Raw genomic sequence first — 17,234 nt, 5'->3', positions numbered from 1 at the left:
GCAGTCTGAAGGCACGCACGCTTGCGCCAGACCCGTTGGCGTCGTATCGGCCTGTGTCATGACCGAGCTTATTTATCGCATCGCTGATCCGGCGGCTCTGGCCGCGGCATCGCTCGCCGGCGCCTATGAAGGCGAGGCCCATGACAAGGCTGACGGCTTCATCCACGCCTCGTCGCTGGACCAGCTGGCGGACACCCTGCAGCTGCACTATGCCGACGCCGAACGTCTGGCGGTGGCCGAGATCGATGCAGCGGCCCTGGGCGAGACGTTGAAATGGGAAAAATCCCGCAATGGCGCCCTGTTTCCTCATGTCTATGGCGACATTCCGTTCAGCGCGATCACGGGCATTCACTTGCTGCAACGTGATGAGCGCGGCGGGTGGCGTCTGCCTTCGGAGTTGACCCGATGAGTGACGCCCTCGCCAAGCTGCTCACCCTGTTGCCGGCGGAAACCGCACACCGCACCGCCCTGATGGGATTGAAGGCCGGGATTGGCCCTAAAGCGCGCACGGCCGCTGATCCGGTTTTGAAAACCGCGCTGGCGGGCATGGAGCTGAGCCATCCGGTCGGGCTCGCCGCCGGATTCGACAAGAACGCCGAAGCGCCGGACGCCTTGCTCAACGCCGGGTTCGCCTTTGTGGAAGTGGGCGCGGTGACGCCCCGTCCGCAGCTCGGCAATCCGCAGCCGCGACTGTTCCGCCTGCGCGAGGACAAGGCCGTCATCAACCGGATGGGCTTTAACAATGAGGGCCTTGATGCGGTCAAAGCCCGGCTTGAAGCGCGGCAGGACAGCCCGACGAAAGCGACGGGGGCTGTGGGCGTCAATCTGGGCGCTAACAAGGATTCTGAAGACCGGGCGAATGATTACGCCGTTCTGCTGAAAGCGTTGTCAGGTCTGGCGGACTTTTTCACCGTCAATATCTCCTCGCCGAACACGCCCGGCCTGCGCACGCTGCAAAGCGGGGATGCGCTGGATGAGCTTTTGAAGAAGGTCAATGACGCGCGCTGGGCCGAACCGGTGTTTTTGAAAGTTGCGCCTGATCTGGTCGAAGCCGACATCGATGCCATCGTCAAAGCGGTTCAGGTTCATGCCCTGTCCGGTCTGATCGTCTCCAACACCACGCTGGAACGCCCTGAGAGCCTGAAAAGCGCCCATAAGGGCGAGGCGGGCGGTCTGTCTGGCTTGCCGCTCAAGACGCGCTCCACCGAGGTGCTGCGCCAGTTCCGTCAACGCACCGGCCCGGACCTGCCGATCATCGGCGTGGGCGGGATTGACGGGCCGGAAGCGGCCTACGCCAAGATCCGCGCCGGGGCGAACGCCGTGCAGCTCTACACCGCTCTGGTATATCAGGGGCCGGGGCTGGCGCTGAAAATCCGCGACGGCCTGGCGATGCTGCTGAAAGCGGATGGGTTCGAGCATGTATCAGAGGCGGTGGGCGTCGACGTCTAGGCGGCAAAGCTGCGCTTGAGGCTCGGCCAGCCCACCATCAAGGTTCCGGCCCGGGCCACATAATACGCCAGGAACGCCAGCCACAGCCCGTGCGCCCCGAAGGCGGGCCGCAGCACCGCGTCGAGCGCCAGATAGATCACCAGCGCCGCAATCATGGCGTTGCGCATCAGCGGGCCCTGGGTGGCGCCGATCATCAACCCGTCCAGCTGCCAGCTCGGCATGCCCATTAGCGGCACCAGGGCGCACCAGATCAGGAAACTTCGGGCGGTGGCGCGGGTGGCCTCGTCAGTGGTCATCATCATGATGAACTGATCGCCCAGCAGCAGGAAGCCGACGCTGAGCAGGATCGAGAAGGCCAGCGCCAGCTCGCTGGTCAGCCGGAAGGCGCGCAACAGCCGCTTCCAGTTCTTCGCCCCGGCTGCGCGGCCGGTCTCGGCTTCGGTCACATGGGCGAAGGCGTCGAGGAAGAAGGCGCAGATCGATATGTACTGCATCAATATGGCGTTGCCTGCCAGAACATCCGCCCCCTCACGCAGGCTGGCGATGTTGAACCAGGTGAACCCGGCCAATAGCGCCATGGTGCGCAGGAAGATGTCGCGGTTGACCGAGACCAGGCGGCGAATGGCGGTTCCGTCAAACAGGGCGCTGGCGGGGGACGGGCCGCGATTGCGCAGGATCAGGACGATCAGTCCGGCCGCCGCCAGAAGGTGCAGCCATTGCGCCGCGGCGCTGGCCGCACCCACGCCTGCCACGCCCATGTCAAAGCCCAGAACGAAGAGCACGGACAGGCCTGCGTTTGTGAGGTTCAGCACAGCCTGCAAGATCAAAGCGCGCCCGGTGAGCCCCAACCCGATCAGCCAGCCATAGACGGCAAATCCCGCAAAGGCCGCCGGCGCCCCCCAGAGCCGCGCATCCACATAGGCGCGGCCCAGCGTCTCGACCTCTTCAGGGCTGTCAAAGAGAGCGAAGGCGGCTGCTTTCAGCGGCCATTGCGCAAGCAGCAACACCAGGCCGATGGCGACGCCGATCAGTCCTGCTCGCCACAGAACGGCGCGCACTTCGCTTTCATCCTCGCGTCCGTCCGCCTGGGCGGTGAGCGCTGTCGCGCCCATGCGCAAAAAGGCGACGGACCAGAAAAAGACGTTGAACACCAACCCGCCCAGCGCCACGGCGGCGATGGCCTGGGTGTCGGCGGTGCGTCCGATCACGGCCAGATCCACCAGCCCCACCAGAGGCGAGGCGATGTTTGCGCCCATTATGGGCAGCGCGCGCAGGAAGACTTGCTTGCGGGTCAGGGGCAGGGCCGTCATTCAGGCTGGATAACCGCTCAGTCCTCAGGAGGCGAGCGTCAAATCAGTCCGCCAGCGCGTCACCCAGGGCGTCACCGGACTCCCAGGCGAGTTCAGCGCGCGGGCCCAGCCGCCAGTCTCCCGCACACCCCAACGTGCCGGTCGGGTCCAGGGCGAAGGGTGTTCCAGGCGCTTCGGTCACCAGCGCATAGCGCCAGCGATGGGCCTGGCTCCACACCGGCAGGGGCAGGCCAAAGCGGATGAAGGCTTCTTCGGTCAGTGCGCGAGCGACAGTCTCAGGATCGCTTTCCAGAAACGCTTCAGACCAGTCCGGCGAAGCATGAAGCACCCAGGACTCAGGGCCCGTCTGGCCAGGGCGAGAGGTCATGCGCGCCATCCAGCGCAGCGCGCCCCCCAACAGTTTGGCGCCGTCAAACCCCGGATCAGCCGCTGTTTCCGGTACGGTCATCACCGCCCAGCAGGGCGAGAGTTTCGCCGCCAGCGCTTCAGCAATCATGGCGGAGAATTCACCGTCGCTCCGCGCCAGAAACTCGATCAGCTGTTCAGGGGGGATCGTAAGAGCGAGCTTCTGGAATGGGCCTTCCGTCTTTCCGTCCTCAAAATGAATGATCCAGGCGCCGTCTTCACCGCTGACCCGGACCGCGCGGCTGCCGAATCGAACATCCATGCCCGTCAGGGCGGTCTTCACGATCGCGTTCATGCCCGGCACCCCGACCCAGCGCGTTTTATCACGCAGGCTTTCCGCATTGCCGCCACGGTCGATGGAAACGGTGCGGCCCGTCCACAAATCGGCTGCGCCTGCGGTTTGCGCTTCGGTCAGCAGGGTGCTGAAGCTTTCACCGGTGGCCGTCAGGAATTGAGCGCCATGATCAAAACTGACATCACCCAGCGGCGTGCTGGCCCGGCGGGTGGACATGCGTCCGCCTGGTCCGCGCCCTTTATCGAACAGAACGACGTCCAGTCCGCGGGCGGACAGGGCTCTGGCTGCGGCTGCGCCCGCCAATCCGGCGCCGATCACTGCTGCGCGTTGCCTGGCCACCTGTCATCCTCTTCGCTGCGGTCTAGTATGATAAGTGTTATGGATCAGAAAAATACAAAACCCAGTGAATCCAAACCCGATGATGCAGTCGCAGGGGCGCCTGTCGAGGTCTTTTATGATGGCGGATGTCCGCTCTGCCGGGCGGAGATCGGATATTATCGCAACTCAGGCGCTAATGCTCAGTTCACGGACGTAACTCAGGACGGCGCGTCGCCGTCAGGCGTCAGCTGTGAACAGGCGCTCAAGCGCTTTCATGTGCGGGATGAAAAGGGCCGGTTGAGATCCGGCGCAGCGGCTTTTGCGGCGCTCTGGCGCGTCACGCCGGGCTGGCGTTGGCTGGGTGTGATCGGCGGCGCGCCGCCCTTTGTCTGGATCGGTGAAGGCGCCTACCGGCTGTTCCTGCCCGTTCGGCCCTATCTGCAGAAACTGGTGGGACGGTGGTCCGGGGGAGGTGTCCGATGAAAGGTCCAGCGCCGCGCTCCAAAAAGGGCGATTTGCCAGAAAAGATTTGTCCGGTTTGCAAGCGCCCCTTCGCTTGGCGAAAGAAATGGGAGCGCAACTGGGAGAGCGTGAAATATTGCTCCAAGCGGTGCGCCTCAAAACGCCAGACTGTTTAATGTACGGCACATGACGGAAGTCTCATGTAGCGGCCAGCACGCGGTTAGGTGAGGCGACCTAGGGTCAGCCTTATGGACAGAAGAGATCCGCTCCGAAGAGGGCGGTCCGCGTCCAAAGGTCGAACTTAGGAGATAGGTCATGTCTACGCTTTCCGTGTTGCTCGCCAGCCTGGCTGGACTCACGCTCGCCCCCGCTTCTGAACTCCCGTCTGAAGATGTTCTGACCCAAAGCCGGGTCGTGAACTTCGCAAGCGAACAACTTCTCTCTGACGAGGGCGTCGAGTCCCTCCGTCGTGAGATCGCTCACACAGCGCGCCGTGTGTGCCGTGAGCCTGGGAGCCTTCACTCTCGTATCAGCCGTGAAGCCCGGGCCTGCGCTCAAACTGCCTATGAGCAAGGGCTTGAACAGCTTGAAATTCAGATCGCCGAGGCCCGCGCTTCAAGACGCCAATACGCGCAAAGCGCGATTGAATCCGATCAGGCGGCCCATTAGGTCGCCTTGGATTTCAGATCCCGGAACAACAGCCACATTGCTCACGAGGCTGTTCCCACTGACCTCCTCCCTGACTCAGGGTGGAGGTCTTTTCTTTTCAGCGGCGAGTCCCGGTTTCATGGTTCGCCATGCATATATGCAAGACAGAGCTGCGCGTAAGCGGGCGCAAGTGTCACAGCCGCGTAGCAAAAGGCGGGCAAAACGTTTCCCAGCCGGTTCCTCCGGCCTGGTTGGATCCGAGCCGCCACAAGAGCGGTTCGCTTACGAAACAAAGGACATCCCCGATGCGTCTCATCGCTGCCGCCCTGATCGCCGCCGCTTCCCTGACCGGCGCCGCCTCTGCTTCCGAAACCTCGAAATCCGTTGAAATTGGTTTCCGCGCCTCTGACCTGACGAATGTCGAGCGTCTGGAGACCCTGCGCGATCGTATCCGCAGCGCCGCTCTGAACGTTTGTGAAGTCTACGAAGCGCGCACCCTGTCTGAGCGCCGCATCGCGCGTGAGTGCATGATCGAAGCCCAGCGTCAGGGCGAATCCCAGCTGACTATCGCTGTCGCCCGCGTCAATGGCGTCATCGAGATGGCTGCAGAAGTTCGCTAGGTCCGGTTCGTCTCTTTGACGGTCTGAAAAGCCCCGCAGGATGTCCTGCGGGGCTTTTTGTCTGAGGGAACAGGGGCGGGCCTGACCTAGCCGTTCGCCTTCACCGGCTTGATCAGGAAATGCCCGTGCAGATTGGCGATGGGCGCGGCGCGGCGATCCTGCCAGGCGTCCACGCGGACATTGGCCACACGTGAGCCCTGCCGGGTGATGGACGCGCGAGCGTAGACATCCTGTGGTTTGCCTGGGCGCAGATAATCCACTGACACGTCAATGGGTTTGGGCAATGCGGCCAGCTCGGTGAAGGCCAGAAGTCCGGCCGAGGCCGTGATCTCCATGAAGGCCCCGATCGCGCCGCCATGAAGGGCGGGGATCAACGGATTGCCGATCAGCCATTCGTCATAGGGCAGGATCGCAGTCAGTTCGTCGCCATGATCGTCAAAGCGAACGCCCATGCGGGAGACATACGGGCTCGACTGAAGTTTCAGAAGGCGATCATTCATGAGCGGGCGCCTCCGGTTTTCGTAGCGCCGGCCTGTTCATCGAAATCGGCCTTGGCGCGCTCGGCGGCGGCCTGGCTGACGCGGCTGACCATGAAGGCGGCATGAGCGGTCGCGACAGGGTCTTCCGTGTCGCCGTCATGGGCGAAGGCGCTGACAAAGGCAATCAGGCCGGACACCTTGATGGTCCTGGCGACGGCGATCACATCCTGACCCGGCCTGGCGGGGCGCATGTAATCAAGCCGCAAATCCAGAGTGGCGACCGCCTGATCCCCGCCGAGCCCTGCGAAGGCCGCGGTGCCGCAGGCATGGTCCAGCAAGGCTGTGACGACACCGCCATGCATGACGCCGGTATCGGGGGCCCCGATTGAGGCGTCTTGATAGGGCGCGCGGATCACGGCTTCGCCGGGGCTGACGCTGACCAGCTTCAGGCCCAGCGCCACGGCATGGGGGCTGCCGTCGACCAGAAGGCCGGCCAGCGTATCGAGTTTATCTTGTAATGGGTCGCTCATACGCCCGCTTGTAATCAGATGCGGCGGAGCTTTCCAGCCTGATCAGTCGCGGACCTTGCGTCGCACCAGCGTTTCCAGGCCTTCGACCACTTCCATGCGCGTTTGCTCGGGCTCACCCTGCAGATCAGCCAGGCGTCCCAGGGAGGCGCGGTGCAGCTGGATGATCTCGCGTTCGCGCTCGCCCAACGCCTCGACGCTGGACAGGAAACGCTCCAGGGAGCGGCCGATACGGGCCGACAACTGATCGCCTTTGCGCAACATGTTGAAAATGATCGATTGGGCCTGAGCCCGAGCGGCTTGCAACGGCGAGGTCAGGCCGGCGGCCACATCCATGTCGCGTTTGAACGCGCTGGCGCGGTTTTCACCCCGCACACGGCGATCGGGACCATTATAATTCAGGGTCTTCACAAAGGGGCGGGGGCGCTGGGTGATCTCGGTCAGACGCTCGGTGACGGCGCGCGGAGAGACAGGGCGCAGCGCCAATGTGTCAGCGCCGGCGTCGCGCGCCGCTTCGATGTCCAGAAGCGTGTTCTTGGTGGACAGGATCATGGCCGGGGTCCGGCGAGCGGCGCTTTTGGTGCGGCGCAGCTTGCGAATGGTGGTCGCCGCGTCCAGCCGGTCATCGCGCCAGTCCACCAGCATGACGGAATGATCAGCGTTCTCAGCAAACCAGATGGCAGAGTCAGGCGTGGTGCAGGTTTGAATGCGCTCCGCGCCCGCATACCGCAGGATATCCACGGTCAGGCGGCGTGAGAACGGCGTGGGATCGCACACGATGACGGCGCGCTGGCGCCAGTCGACGGCGTCGTCAGACGAGTCATCGTTAAAATCAATGTCGAGTTCTGCCGCCACTCTTCCCCCCAAAGGCATACCTCAGCCTTCGTACAAGAAAGAAGTGGAGATTGTCTTATGAATTCGAGGGTTAGTCTTACCGGCGGGTAAACGCCCGGATCAGGTGCACCGCCAGCCAGATCGGCAGGACGATCACTGCGCCCAGAAAGAAATAGCGCAAGGCCCAGCGCAAGGACGCGCCGATGGAGTCAAAGAAGGACGCCCAGGCTTCGCCCACGGTCTGGAAGAAATCCACCCACAGATCGGCCGGGTCGACGCGAAACACCGCCAGGACCAGGCCCACCAGCACACACAGGAGAACGACGACCATGAGGTCTGCGAACCGCACGCTCAGAATGCGATGGATCACGGACTGACGTCCGGAGGTCTGCGGTTTGTCTTCACTCATGATCGTCTGTGTCTCATGCAAATAGGGCGTAATCGCGGCGATCAGCCCTGTTTCTGGATTTCCACCTGGTGGGGGTAGGGGATCTCGATGTCGTTGGCGTCGAACGCGATTTTGACGCGCTTGTTCATGTCAAAGTGCAGATCCCAGTAGTCTGACGCCTTGCACCAGGCGCGCACCACATAATCGACGCTGGACGCGCCATGGGCTTTGACTTCCACAAACAGGGCCGGCTCGGCCAGAACGCGGCTGTCGGCCTCGAAAGTGGTGCGAAGAACGCCGATCACCTTGTCGATGTCATCGCCATAACCGGCCGAGAACACGAAGTCGCAGCGGCGGGTCGGGTAGGCGGAGAAGTTGGTGATCACATTGCCCCAGGACTGGCCGTTCGGGATGATGATCTGGCGATTATCGGGGGTGTTCAGCTCGGTGTAGAACAGGGTGATGTCCTTGACCGATCCTGCAACGCCCGCGACCTCGACATAATCGCCGATCTTGTAAGGGCGGAAGAAGATGATCATCACGCCTGCCGCCACATTGGACAGCGTTCCCTGAAGGGCGAGGCCGATGGCGAGCGAGGCGGCGCCGAGCACGGCGACCATGGACGTGGTCTGAACTCCGAACCGGGTCAGCACGGCGATGATCACGATCGCCAGCACCAGGTACTTGGCGATGGACGCGAAGAAGCTCGCCAGCGTCCGGTCCATTTTCGGGTTGCGGTCCGGGATGGAGCGGATGGTGCGGCCGATCGCGCCCGCGATCATGAAGCCGACGATCAGAATAATCCCCGCCATCGCCACATTCATGGCCATCTGTAAGCCGATGGTGGTCAGGTATTCCTGAGCCCGTTGAAGATCAAAGGCGGAAGTGTCCATGAAGTGCGTCCCCAAATGTTCAGACGAAGGTCTTTGATAAAGCCTTGGATATCACTGTTTCGCCGAAGGTGTGAGAGGTTTGGGGAGCATTTTCACCACCGTGTCGAGCGTATCCGCCTCGCCCGCCGGCTTGTCCCAGCGAATCCGGTGAATGCGCGGAAAACGCATGGCGACGCCGGATTTATGGCGCGGCGAGCGGTTGAGGCCTTCAAAGGCGATCTCCAGGACCAGACCAAAATCAGGCCGGGCGGCGACGGAGCGCACCGGTCCGAAGCGCTCGACCGTGTTGTCACGGACGAATTTATCGAGCTTTTTCAATTCCTCATCGGTGAAACCGAAATAGGCCTTACCCACCGGCGCCAGCACCTGTGCGCCGTCGTCTTCGCGCCAGACACCGAAGGTGAAATCTGAATAAAAGCTCGACCGTTTGCCATGGCCGCGCTGGGCGTACATCAAAACGGCGTCGATCAGGAATGGGTCGCGTTTGTGTTTCCACCACGGACCTTTGGGCCGTCCCGCCAGATAGGGGCTGTCCTTGCGTTTGATCATCACGCCTTCAGCCTGAACATGGGGCGGATCAGCCCGCAGGGCGTCAAGGTCAGACCAGTCCGAGAAGGACACCTTTTCAGAGAGGTCAATGCGCGTCGAACCGGTGTTCGCCAGCATGCGCTCAAGCCGTTCGCGGCGCTGTGTCAGGGGCAGGCCGCGCACATCCTCCTCGCCCTCCACCAGGATGTCATAGGCGCGTATGAAGCCTGGCAGGCGGGTCATCATCGCCTTGGAGACGGTCTTGCGATTGAGCCTTTGCTGGAGGTCGGAGAACGGCGCGACCTGCCCGTCTTCGGTACGGATCAAGAGTTCACCGTCGATCGCTCCTTCAAAATCGAGCGCAGCCAGCACGTCGGGGAAGGTGTGGGAAATATCGTCGCCGGTACGCGTGTAGAGCCGTCTGACGCCCGCCTCGCTCACCGCCTGAATGCGGATGCCGTCCCATTTGTATTCGGCGAGAAAATCTTCCGGGTTCAGGCGCTCGAAGGCGCCGTCATCCACAGGATGGGCCAGCATGACCGGGCGGAAGGGCGCCTTGGCGGCGTTGACGGGTTTGTCGGCTGCGCCGTCGAGCCAGGCGAACAGGCTTTCATAGGGCGGCTCGAGCCCGTGCCAAAGCTCTTCGATCTCGGTGATGTCCACATCGCCGAATTGCGACAGCGCGGTTTTTGCGAGCCGGGCCGAGACGCCGACGCGTAGCCCGCCCGTGACGAGTTTGAGAAGCGCCCAGCGGCTTTGCGCGTCCAGCGCATCCAGCCAGCTTTCAATCAGCGCCGGCGCGCCTGCGCGGGTCACCGTGCTCAGGCCGTCGATGACCTCGACCAGGTCCGGCGGGCGGTTCGCGCCATGCTTTTGCGGCCAGATCAGCGCGGCGGTTTCGGCCAGATCGCCGACATAATCATAAGACAGCTCGAACAGGACCGGATCGACCCGTTCGCTCACAAGGCTGCGGATGGCCGCGGCCTTGGCGGTCTTGAAGTCCAGCGCGCCGGTCAGCGCCGCCAGCGCATAGCCGCGGTCAGGATCAGGCGTCGTGCGGAAATGATCCGCCAGCAGTCGCAGTTTGCCATTGCGCTGGGGCGTATAGGACAATCGGTCAAGAAGAGTGGCGAAGCGTTCCATGCCCAGACCATATAGGATCGCAGCTTGCTTTTGCCGCCCGGACGCCCATTCAGGTGATAACCCTATGCGCTTTGGGTTTTCGTTTGCGCCGAGGCCCTGTATCCCTGTTTGCAATGAACAGGTTTAGCGGCGCGCTCAACATTAAGGGCCGCTGTGGTGATGGGGAGCATCATGAGCGAACAAGGGCGCGACAGCGCGCAAACCGAACACCAGACAGGCTTTCTGGGGCTGATTGAACGCACGGGCAATCGTCTTCCGGACCCGGCCTTTCTGTTTTTGTATCTGATCATCGCCATGGTGGTCATCTCGGTGATCACCGCGATGATCGGCCTCTCCGCGATTCACCCCACCCAGACCAATCCCGACGGCAGTGCGGTGATCGTCAATGCGCGCAGCGTGCTCAATTCCGAAAGCCTGCAGCACCTGCTCGTTGAAATGCCTGACATCTTCACCGGCTTCCACCCGCTGGGCTATGTGCTGGTGGTGATGCTGGGCGCGGGCGTCGCCGAACGTGCGGGCCTTTTTGGCACCGCCATGCGCGCGGCGGTGCGTGACGTGCCGAAAATGCTGCTAACGCCGGCTGTGGCGCTGGTGGCGATGATGGGCAATCTGGCGGCGGACGCAGCCTATGTGGTGCTGATCCCGCTGGCGGGCGTCATCTTCGCCGCCGCCGGGCGACACCCGGTTGCAGGCATCACGGCGGCGTTCGCCGGCGTGTCGGGCGGGTTCTCCGCGAACCTTCTGCCCGGCCAGCTCGACGCCCTGCTGTTTGGCGTGACCGAGGCGTCTGTGATCGCGCTGGTGCCGGACTGGACCATGAACATTGTCGGCAACTGGTATTTCATCGCCGCGATGACGTTTGTCTTCATGCCGGTGATCTGGTTTGTCACCGACCGCATCGTCGAGCCTCGCCTGGGTCCGTGGACCGGCGGCGCTTCCACTGCGGCTCAGGACGGCGAGGATGATCCCGACGCCCCGCTGACGGACGGCCAGAAAAAAGGCATGTGGCGGGCGCTCTGGGCGGTTCTGGGCGTGTGTTTCCTGTGGCTTCTGATGGCGGTCGACCTGGTCGCGCTGCTGAGCTTTGGCGCGTTTTCCATGTATGGCGGCGACGTGCCGCTGCTGAACGAGGCCGCGCTGGAGGCGGGTCAGGGCGTCGCCATCGCCATGGTGCCGTTCTTCCAGTCGCTGGTGGCGGGCTTCATGATCCTCTTCCTTCTGGCGGGCGTCGCCTATGGCCAGGCCGCGGGCACGGTGAAAAGCCATCGCGACGTGGTCTCGATGATGGCCGAAGCGATGAAGGATATGGGCTATTACCTCGTGCTGGCCTTCTTCGCCGCCTACTTCGTGGAGATGTTCAACCAGTCGAGCCTGGGCATCATCACGGCGGTGAACGGCGCGAACGCCATCGAGCAATCGGGCCTGCCTTTGCCGCTGGTCCTTGGACTGATCGTGTTGTTCTCGGCGGTGCTGAACCTGTTTGTGGGGTCGGCCAGCGCCAAATGGGCGCTGATGGCGCCGGTTCTGGTGCCGATGCTGATGCTCTTGGGCGTCAGCCCGGAAATGGCGACGGCGGCTTACCGGGTGGGCGATGGCTCCACCAACATCATCACCCCGCTGATGGTGTATTTCCCGCTGGTTCTGATCTTCTGCCGCCGCTGGGTGGACAATTTCGGCATCGGGTCCCTGACCGCTAGCATGCTGCCCTATTCGATCTGGCTTCTGATCTCGGGCATCATCATGACCATGGCCTGGGTGTTCCTCGGCCTGCCTCTGGGGCCGGGCGCGGAAGTGGGCTACGTCCTGCCGAACGCCAACTAATCAGACAAGCGCCGGGGGCTCTGCTCCCGGCGTTTTCATTCAAGTCCGGAGGCGCTCATGCCTGTTACGCTGCACCATCTCGAACTCTCCCGCTCCGAACGGATCATCTGGCTGCTGGAAGAGCTGAACGCGCCCTATGAGATCAAGCGCTATAAGCGCGACCCGCAAGTGCGCCTCGCCCCGCCCGAGCTGGCGGAGAAACATCCGCTGGGCAAAGCGCCGCTCTTGGAGCTGGAAGACGGAACAGTGCTGGCGGAGACCGGCGCTATTGCGCAATACCTGCTGGATACGTTTGACCCTGACCACGCCCTGCACCCGAAGCCGGATGCGCCGGGGCGTTTGAAATTCCTGGAATGGATGCACGCTTCGGAAGGCGCGGCCTTCCTGCCCTTCCTGATGAGCACCTATTGCGAGGCGACCGGGCTCAAGGACTCCCTGCTCGATCAGTTCATGGAGGGCGAACGCGCCAAGGCCTTCGCTCATATCGAACGCCATCTCAGCCAGAATGATTATTTCGCAGGCGAACAATTCAGCGCCGCAGATTGCCTGATGGGCTTCCAGCTCGACGCGATCTCAAAACGGGGCGGCGTGAAAGACGGCTCGGCCCTCAAAGCCTGGCTCGACCGGGTGCAGCAGCGCGACGCCTATAAGGCCATGCGCAAGGTGACGGCGGAGGATTAAACCTTCATCGCCTCAGCGATCAGATCCTCGCTGGCGTCTTCCAGGATGGCGTCCATCGCCTCGCCATGACGGATGGGCTCGCGGCCCACTTCCAGCATGACGGGGACGGCCAGCGGGCTGATCTGATCCAGATGCACCGCCTCCACATGCCCCGCCACGCGCACCAGCGCATCTGACAGGCGGCGCACGTCCAGCAGGCCCGCGGCGGCGTCCGCCCAGGCGGCCTGCATCAGGATGTGATCAGGCTCATGATCGCGCAGCACATTATAGATGAGGTCGGCGGAGAAGGTGACTTGCCGACCCGTCTTCTCCTGCCCCGGAAAGCGGCGCTCGATCAGACCGGCGATCAGCGCGCAGTTTCGGAAGGTGCGCTTCATCAGATCGCTTTCGGCCAGCCAGGCGTCGAGATCGTCGCTCATCATGTCTTCGGAAAACAGCGCGCTCATATCCACGTCGCTGAGGTCTTTCCGCCCCCAGACCGCCAGCGCGTATTCATTAGCCACAAAGCCCAGGGGCTGCTTGCCCAGCCGCTCGAGCCGCCGGGTCACCAGCATGCCCAGTGTCTGGTGCGCCAGCCGACCTTCAAATGGATAGCAGACCAGCCAGGATTTACCCGCGCGCGGAAAGGTCTCCACGAGCAGGCTGTCGGGCGCAGGCAGCTTTGATTTCAGTTTCTGGATCTCCAGCCAGTCGCGGACTTGGTCGGGCAGGAGCGACCAACGCTCAGGATTGTGCACCAGCTCGCGCACGCGGGCGGCGAGATAGGTGGAATAGGGGAATTTGCCGCCCTCATAGCTGGGGATTTTCGGATCTTCCGCGCTCGACCGACTGACCAGGCAATCACCGCCGCTCACCCCTTCAAAGCTCAGGATTTGCCCGGCGAACATGAAGGTGTCGCCGGGGCTCAGCTGGTCAGTGAACCATTCCTCGACCTGACCCAGCATCTTGCCGCCCATCAGGGTCGAGCCCTGGGCGCCGCCCGCGCGGGAGACTTCGCCCGGCCGCACCAATCCCTGGTGACCGCGCCCGTGTCGGGGCTTTGACGCGCCGGTCCTGCGCGCCAGCCGCACATTCAGCATGGGCGCTTCAATGATGGTGCCCACATTCATCCGGTGGCGCTGGGCGACATCGCGATTGCGGGCGCGCCAGAGCCCGTCGCGGGTCTTCACGAGGCGCTTGAACCGGTCATAGCTGCCCAGCGCATAGCCGCCATCGGCGATGAAGGCGAGCACCCGGTCAAAGGTCTCGCGGTCCAGCTCGGCATAGGGCGCAGCGGCGGTGATTTCGCGATAGAGCATGTCAGCGTCGAACGGATCCCCGCAGGCGCGGCCCATCACATGTTGCGCCAGAACGTCCAGCGCCCCCGCTTTCAGCGGATCACCATCAAGCGCCCCCGCCAGCACCGCTTCGCGGGCGCAGGCGCATTCCAGATGCTCGAACCGGTTTGTGGGAACCAGCACGGCGCGGCTTGCCGCATCCAGCCGGTGATTGGCGCGGCCCAGTCGCTGCAGCAGGCGCGAGGTGCCCTTGGGCGCGCCCATCTGGATCACCAGATCCACATCCCCCCAGTCGATCCCCAGATCGAGGGTGGAGGTGCACACCACCGCTTTCAGCACGCCCGCACCCATGGCCGCCTCCACCTTGCGACGCTGCTCGACGGACAGCGAACCATGATGAAGCGCGATGGGCAGGTTGTCGTCATTGATGGACCACAGCTCCTGAAACACCAGTTCGGCCTGCGACCGGGTGTTCACGAAGATCAGGGCCGTGCCCGCGCCTTTGATTTGCTCGTAGACGTCCTTCATGGCGTGGCGGCCCGAATGTCCCGACCAGGGGATGCGCTCGTCGGGCGTCATCACCTCGACCTCCGGCGCCGCGCCGGCGCTGCCGCGGACGATCCGGGCGAAGCGAGCGTCCTCGCCTGAGCCTTGCGCCGTCAGCCAGCGCGCATGGCCCATTTCATCCTTCACCGTGGCGGACAGGCCCACCCGGCGCATCTTGGGCGCATAGTGCTGCAAGGCGGCGAGGCCCAGCGCCAGCAAATCGCCCCGCTTGGCGGGCGCGAGGGCGTGCACCTCGTCAATGATCACGCATCGCAGATCTTCAAAAAAGGCGCTGGCGTTTTCCTGGGCGCAGAATAGCGCGATCTGTTCGGGCGTCGTCAGCAGGATGTCGGGTGGTTTGGCGCGCTGGCGCGTGCGTTTGGAGGCGGGCGTGTCGCCGGTGCGGGTCTCGACGCGCAAGTTCAGCCCCATCTCCTCGATCGGCGTCATCAGATTGCGCGCCACGTCCTGGCTCAGCGCTTTCAGCGGGCTGATATAGAGCGTGTGCAGGCGGTGGGGGCGATCCTTGCCGCCGGCGTCGGCGATCTCAGCCAGATCCATCAGGCTGGGCAGGAAGCCGCCCAGCGTCTTTCCGCCGCCCGTGGGCGCGATCAGCAGCGCGTCTTCGCCCGCTTGCGCGGCGGCGACCATCTCGCGCTGGTGCGCGCGCGGCGTCCAGCCGCGGCGTTCAAACCAGGCTTCAAACCGATCAGGCAGGGCGGGCAGGCGGGCGTGCTTCATCCGCGAAAGAGATAGCATGCGCGCAGGGCGGGCACAGTCTTTCCTCTGCGCGCGTCTCGCCCTAGTCTCCTGCGCAACACAATAACCCTCGAGGAGACGCCCGATGCGCGCAGCCCTGTTCGCCTTCGCATCCGTTTTGGCCCTGACCGCTTGCAGCCAGCCGGCCGCCGAGACTGAAGCGCCCGCCGAAACGCAACCGGTGAGCGCTGAACGCGTAGAGATCGCGGCGCCAGCCTATCCGGAAACCCGCACGGTGGACCAGGTGGATGTCTATGCCTCCGCCGCCGAGGGCGAAGTGGCTGTGTCCGACCCGTATCGCTGGCTGGAACAGGATGTACGCGTCTCTGAAGATGTTGCGGACTGGGTGACCGCGCAGACCGAAACCACCAACGCCTATCTCGACCAGCTGCCCGGTCGCGAGCGCATTGCCGAGCGCTTGGCGGAGCTGTGGAATTACGAGCGCTATGGGCTGCCGACCTCGCGCGAGACCGCAGACGGGCTTCGCTATTTCTTCTCGCGCAATGACGGGCTGCAGGACCAGTCGGTCTTCATGGTGCAGGACGGGCTGGAGGGCGAGGCGCGCGCGCTCATCGACCCCAATGAATGGGCGGCGGACGGCACGACGGCGCTGGCCGGCACGGTGCCGAGCCCCGACGGCACCAAGCTCGCCTATCTGATCGCCGATGGCGGGTCAGACTGGCGCTCGATCCGCGTGATGGATGTGGAGACCGGCGAACAGCTCGGCGATGAGATCGAATGGGTGAAGTTCTCGCCCTTGAGCTGGGCCAAGGACGGCTCGGGCTTTTACTATTCGCGCTATCCCGCGCCGGAAGAGGGCGAGGCGTTCACCGCGCTCAACCTCAACCAGGCGATCTATTTCCACACGCTGGGGACCGATCAGAGCGAAGACGTTCAGATCATGGCTGATCCCGACGCGCCGGACGTGGGCTGGAGGGGCTCTGTCAGCGATGACGGGCGCTATCTGATCATCAATTCCTCCACCGGCACGGACGGCAATGGCGTGCATGTTCTCGACCTTGAGGACGAGGGCGCGGCGCCGGTCGAGATCTTTGAAGGCTTTGGCAACAACCATGGCTATGTCGGCAATGACGGCGAGACCTTCTTCTTCCAGACCGATCTTGGCGCGCCCAATGGCCGGATCGTTTCGGTCTCTCTGTCAGACCCTGAAACCCTCACGGATGTGGTGTCCGAAGGCGACGGTCCGATCACAGGGGCGGACCATGTGGGCGGACACCTGATCGTTGAGACCATGCGCGATGTGGCGAGTGCGATCAGCGTCTATACGCCGGACGGCGCGTTCGTTCGCGAAGTGGAGCTGCCGGGCCTGGGCGTGGCCTCGGGCTTTGGCGGCGCCCCTGAACGATCCGAGACGTTTTATGCCTATGAAAGCCTGAATCAGCCGCCGGCGCTCTATCGCTATGATGTGGTGACGGGCGAGAGCACGGTGTTTCGCGCGCCGGACCTGACCTTCAACCCCGATGATTATGTGGTCAGCCAGACCTTCTATGAGAGCACGGGCGGGGCGCGCATTCCGCTGTTCGTGGCCCATCACCGCGATGTGGACCCCAATGGCGTGCGCCCGACACTGATTTATGGCTATGGCGGCTTCGCCATCACGCGCCGTCCGGACTTTGACGTGCGGCGCTTGCAGTGGATGGAGATGGGCGGGGTGTACGCCATCGCCAATCTGCGCGGCGGGTCGGCCTATGGCCGCGACTGGCATGACGCCGGGCGCCTCGCCAACAAGCAGAACGTCTTTGACGACTTCATCAACGCCGGACACGCCCTGATCGACATGGGCTGGACCAGCCCCGATCACCTCGCCATCCATGGCCGCTCAAATGGCGG

Annotated in this window: 18 protein-coding genes; 9 read left to right on the top strand and 9 right to left on the bottom strand. The window is 63.5% G+C overall.

Features of this window, described 5'->3' with window-relative positions:
• The first annotated feature begins 58 nt into the window (after positions 1-58).
• Together B3M53_RS13450 and B3M53_RS13445 are read left to right on the top strand one after the other, a co-directional pair.
• The gene (locus B3M53_RS13450; RefSeq protein WP_160092439.1) at positions 59-409 is read left to right on the top strand and encodes a DUF952 domain-containing protein; all 351 of its coding nucleotides are present in this window, start codon (positions 59-61) and stop codon (positions 407-409) included.
• Positions 406-1,449 carry a quinone-dependent dihydroorotate dehydrogenase gene (locus B3M53_RS13445; protein ID WP_286800595.1) on the top strand — a complete coding sequence of 348 codons (1,044 nt, stop codon included), beginning with the start codon at positions 406-408 and terminating at the stop codon, positions 1,447-1,449. The genes B3M53_RS13450 and B3M53_RS13445 overlap by 4 nt, the downstream gene beginning before the upstream one ends.
• Here B3M53_RS13445 and B3M53_RS13440 read toward each other — a convergent pair.
• Entirely contained in the window at positions 1,446-2,759 is a 1,314-nt protein-coding gene (locus tag B3M53_RS13440; protein ID WP_286800594.1) for an MATE family efflux transporter, read from the bottom strand. The two genes, B3M53_RS13445 and B3M53_RS13440, sit on opposite strands and share 4 nt — an antisense overlap.
• A gap of 43 nt (positions 2,760-2,802) precedes the next feature.
• Complete coding sequence (locus B3M53_RS13435) at positions 2,803-3,798, bottom strand: NAD(P)/FAD-dependent oxidoreductase (protein ID WP_160092436.1); 996 nt, start codon at positions 3,796-3,798, stop codon at positions 2,803-2,805.
• Positions 3,799-3,837: 39 nt separating this feature from the next.
• On the opposite strand from B3M53_RS13435, the gene B3M53_RS13430 reads away from it, so the two are divergent.
• From B3M53_RS13430 to B3M53_RS13415, 4 genes are all read left to right on the top strand, one after another.
• On the top strand, positions 3,838-4,260 hold the full coding sequence (locus B3M53_RS13430; RefSeq protein ID WP_286800593.1) for a thiol-disulfide oxidoreductase DCC family protein: 423 nt from the start codon (positions 3,838-3,840) through the stop codon (positions 4,258-4,260).
• Entirely contained in the window at positions 4,257-4,415 is a 159-nt protein-coding gene (locus B3M53_RS13425; RefSeq protein ID WP_084683401.1) for a DUF2256 domain-containing protein, read from the top strand. Before B3M53_RS13430 ends, B3M53_RS13425 begins: the two co-directional genes overlap by 4 nt.
• A gap of 139 nt (positions 4,416-4,554) precedes the next feature.
• Complete coding sequence (locus B3M53_RS13420) at positions 4,555-4,908, top strand: UrcA family protein (RefSeq protein ID WP_286800592.1); 354 nt, start codon at positions 4,555-4,557, stop codon at positions 4,906-4,908.
• Between the two features lie 284 nt (positions 4,909-5,192).
• Entirely contained in the window at positions 5,193-5,507 is a 315-nt protein-coding gene (locus B3M53_RS13415; RefSeq protein ID WP_286800590.1) for a UrcA family protein, read from the top strand.
• An 86-nt stretch (positions 5,508-5,593) separates the two neighbouring features.
• Here B3M53_RS13415 and B3M53_RS13410 read toward each other — a convergent pair whose 3' ends face one another.
• The 6 genes from B3M53_RS13410 to B3M53_RS13385 all read right to left on the bottom strand — a co-directional run bounded on the left by B3M53_RS13410 (position 5,594) and on the right by B3M53_RS13385 (position 10,299).
• Positions 5,594-6,007: a PaaI family thioesterase gene (locus B3M53_RS13410; protein WP_160092433.1), complete on the bottom strand. Its 414-nt coding sequence runs from the start codon at positions 6,005-6,007 to the stop codon at positions 5,594-5,596.
• A complete protein-coding gene (locus B3M53_RS13405; RefSeq protein WP_286800589.1) occupies positions 6,004-6,516 on the bottom strand; it encodes a PaaI family thioesterase in 513 nt (170 codons plus the stop codon). The genes B3M53_RS13410 and B3M53_RS13405 overlap by 4 nt, the downstream gene beginning before the upstream one ends.
• Before the next feature lie 42 nt (positions 6,517-6,558).
• Complete coding sequence (locus B3M53_RS13400; RefSeq protein ID WP_286800588.1) at positions 6,559-7,368, bottom strand: response regulator; 810 nt, start codon at positions 7,366-7,368, stop codon at positions 6,559-6,561.
• Positions 7,369-7,444: 76 nt separating this feature from the next.
• The gene (locus B3M53_RS13395; RefSeq protein ID WP_022700181.1) at positions 7,445-7,756 is read right to left on the bottom strand and encodes a DUF6460 domain-containing protein; all 312 of its coding nucleotides are present in this window, start codon (positions 7,754-7,756) and stop codon (positions 7,445-7,447) included.
• 41 nt (positions 7,757-7,797) lie between these two features.
• Positions 7,798-8,628: a mechanosensitive ion channel family protein gene (locus tag B3M53_RS13390; RefSeq protein ID WP_286800585.1), complete on the bottom strand. Its 831-nt coding sequence runs from the start codon at positions 8,626-8,628 to the stop codon at positions 7,798-7,800.
• 51 nt (positions 8,629-8,679) lie between these two features.
• Positions 8,680-10,299 (bottom strand): cisplatin damage response ATP-dependent DNA ligase, encoded by a 1,620-nt coding sequence (locus tag B3M53_RS13385; protein WP_286800584.1) that lies wholly within the window; start codon positions 10,297-10,299, stop codon positions 8,680-8,682.
• A gap of 171 nt (positions 10,300-10,470) precedes the next feature.
• Between B3M53_RS13385 and B3M53_RS13380 the strand changes: the two genes are divergently transcribed.
• Positions 10,471-12,120, top strand: coding sequence for an AbgT family transporter (locus B3M53_RS13380; protein WP_286800582.1), 1,650 nt, complete (start codon positions 10,471-10,473; stop codon positions 12,118-12,120).
• Positions 12,121-12,177: 57 nt separating this feature from the next.
• Positions 12,178-12,801: a glutathione S-transferase family protein gene (locus B3M53_RS13375; protein ID WP_160092428.1), complete on the top strand. Its 624-nt coding sequence runs from the start codon at positions 12,178-12,180 to the stop codon at positions 12,799-12,801.
• Here B3M53_RS13375 and B3M53_RS13370 read toward each other — a convergent pair.
• Positions 12,798-15,365 (bottom strand): ligase-associated DNA damage response DEXH box helicase, encoded by a 2,568-nt coding sequence (locus B3M53_RS13370; protein WP_286800580.1) that lies wholly within the window; start codon positions 15,363-15,365, stop codon positions 12,798-12,800. The genes B3M53_RS13375 and B3M53_RS13370 overlap by 4 nt on opposite strands.
• Before the next feature lie 103 nt (positions 15,366-15,468).
• Between B3M53_RS13370 and B3M53_RS13365 the strand changes: the two genes are divergently transcribed.
• Positions 15,469-17,234: prolyl oligopeptidase family serine peptidase (locus tag B3M53_RS13365; RefSeq protein WP_286800578.1), on the top strand; the 1,766-nt coding region annotated here is incomplete at its 3' end.

Origin of the sequence: Oceanicaulis sp. UBA2681, assembly GCF_002354675.1 — a bacterium.
Taxonomy (GTDB): domain Bacteria; phylum Pseudomonadota; class Alphaproteobacteria; order Caulobacterales; family Maricaulaceae; genus Oceanicaulis; species Oceanicaulis alexandrii.
Note: the sequence above shows the minus strand (reverse complement) of the source record. Positions and strands in the feature narration are given on the sequence as shown.

Excerpts from the sequence above, each read along its gene's own strand:
- B3M53_RS13450 (WP_160092439.1), top strand. The coding sequence starts at position 59 with ATGACCGAGCTTATTTATCGCATCGCTGATCCGGCGGCTCTGGCCGCG.
- B3M53_RS13445 (WP_286800595.1), top strand. The coding sequence starts at position 406 with ATGAGTGACGCCCTCGCCAAGCTGCTCACCCTGTTGCCGGCGGAAACC.
- B3M53_RS13440 (WP_286800594.1), bottom strand. The coding sequence starts at position 2,759 with ATGACGGCCCTGCCCCTGACCCGCAAGCAAGTCTTCCTGCGCGCGCTG.
- B3M53_RS13430 (WP_286800593.1), top strand. The coding sequence starts at position 3,838 with ATGGATCAGAAAAATACAAAACCCAGTGAATCCAAACCCGATGATGCA.
- B3M53_RS13425 (WP_084683401.1), top strand. The coding sequence starts at position 4,257 with ATGAAAGGTCCAGCGCCGCGCTCCAAAAAGGGCGATTTGCCAGAAAAG.
- B3M53_RS13420 (WP_286800592.1), top strand. The coding sequence starts at position 4,555 with ATGTCTACGCTTTCCGTGTTGCTCGCCAGCCTGGCTGGACTCACGCTC.
- B3M53_RS13415 (WP_286800590.1), top strand. The coding sequence starts at position 5,193 with ATGCGTCTCATCGCTGCCGCCCTGATCGCCGCCGCTTCCCTGACCGGC.
- B3M53_RS13410 (WP_160092433.1), bottom strand. The coding sequence starts at position 6,007 with ATGAATGATCGCCTTCTGAAACTTCAGTCGAGCCCGTATGTCTCCCGC.
- B3M53_RS13405 (WP_286800589.1), bottom strand. The coding sequence starts at position 6,516 with ATGAGCGACCCATTACAAGATAAACTCGATACGCTGGCCGGCCTTCTG.
- B3M53_RS13395 (WP_022700181.1), bottom strand. The coding sequence starts at position 7,756 with ATGAGTGAAGACAAACCGCAGACCTCCGGACGTCAGTCCGTGATCCAT.
- B3M53_RS13390 (WP_286800585.1), bottom strand. The coding sequence starts at position 8,628 with ATGGACACTTCCGCCTTTGATCTTCAACGGGCTCAGGAATACCTGACC.
- B3M53_RS13385 (WP_286800584.1), bottom strand. The coding sequence starts at position 10,299 with ATGGAACGCTTCGCCACTCTTCTTGACCGATTGTCCTATACGCCCCAG.
- B3M53_RS13380 (WP_286800582.1), top strand. The coding sequence starts at position 10,471 with ATGAGCGAACAAGGGCGCGACAGCGCGCAAACCGAACACCAGACAGGC.
- B3M53_RS13375 (WP_160092428.1), top strand. The coding sequence starts at position 12,178 with ATGCCTGTTACGCTGCACCATCTCGAACTCTCCCGCTCCGAACGGATC.
- B3M53_RS13370 (WP_286800580.1), bottom strand. The coding sequence starts at position 15,365 with ATGAAGCACGCCCGCCTGCCCGCCCTGCCTGATCGGTTTGAAGCCTGG.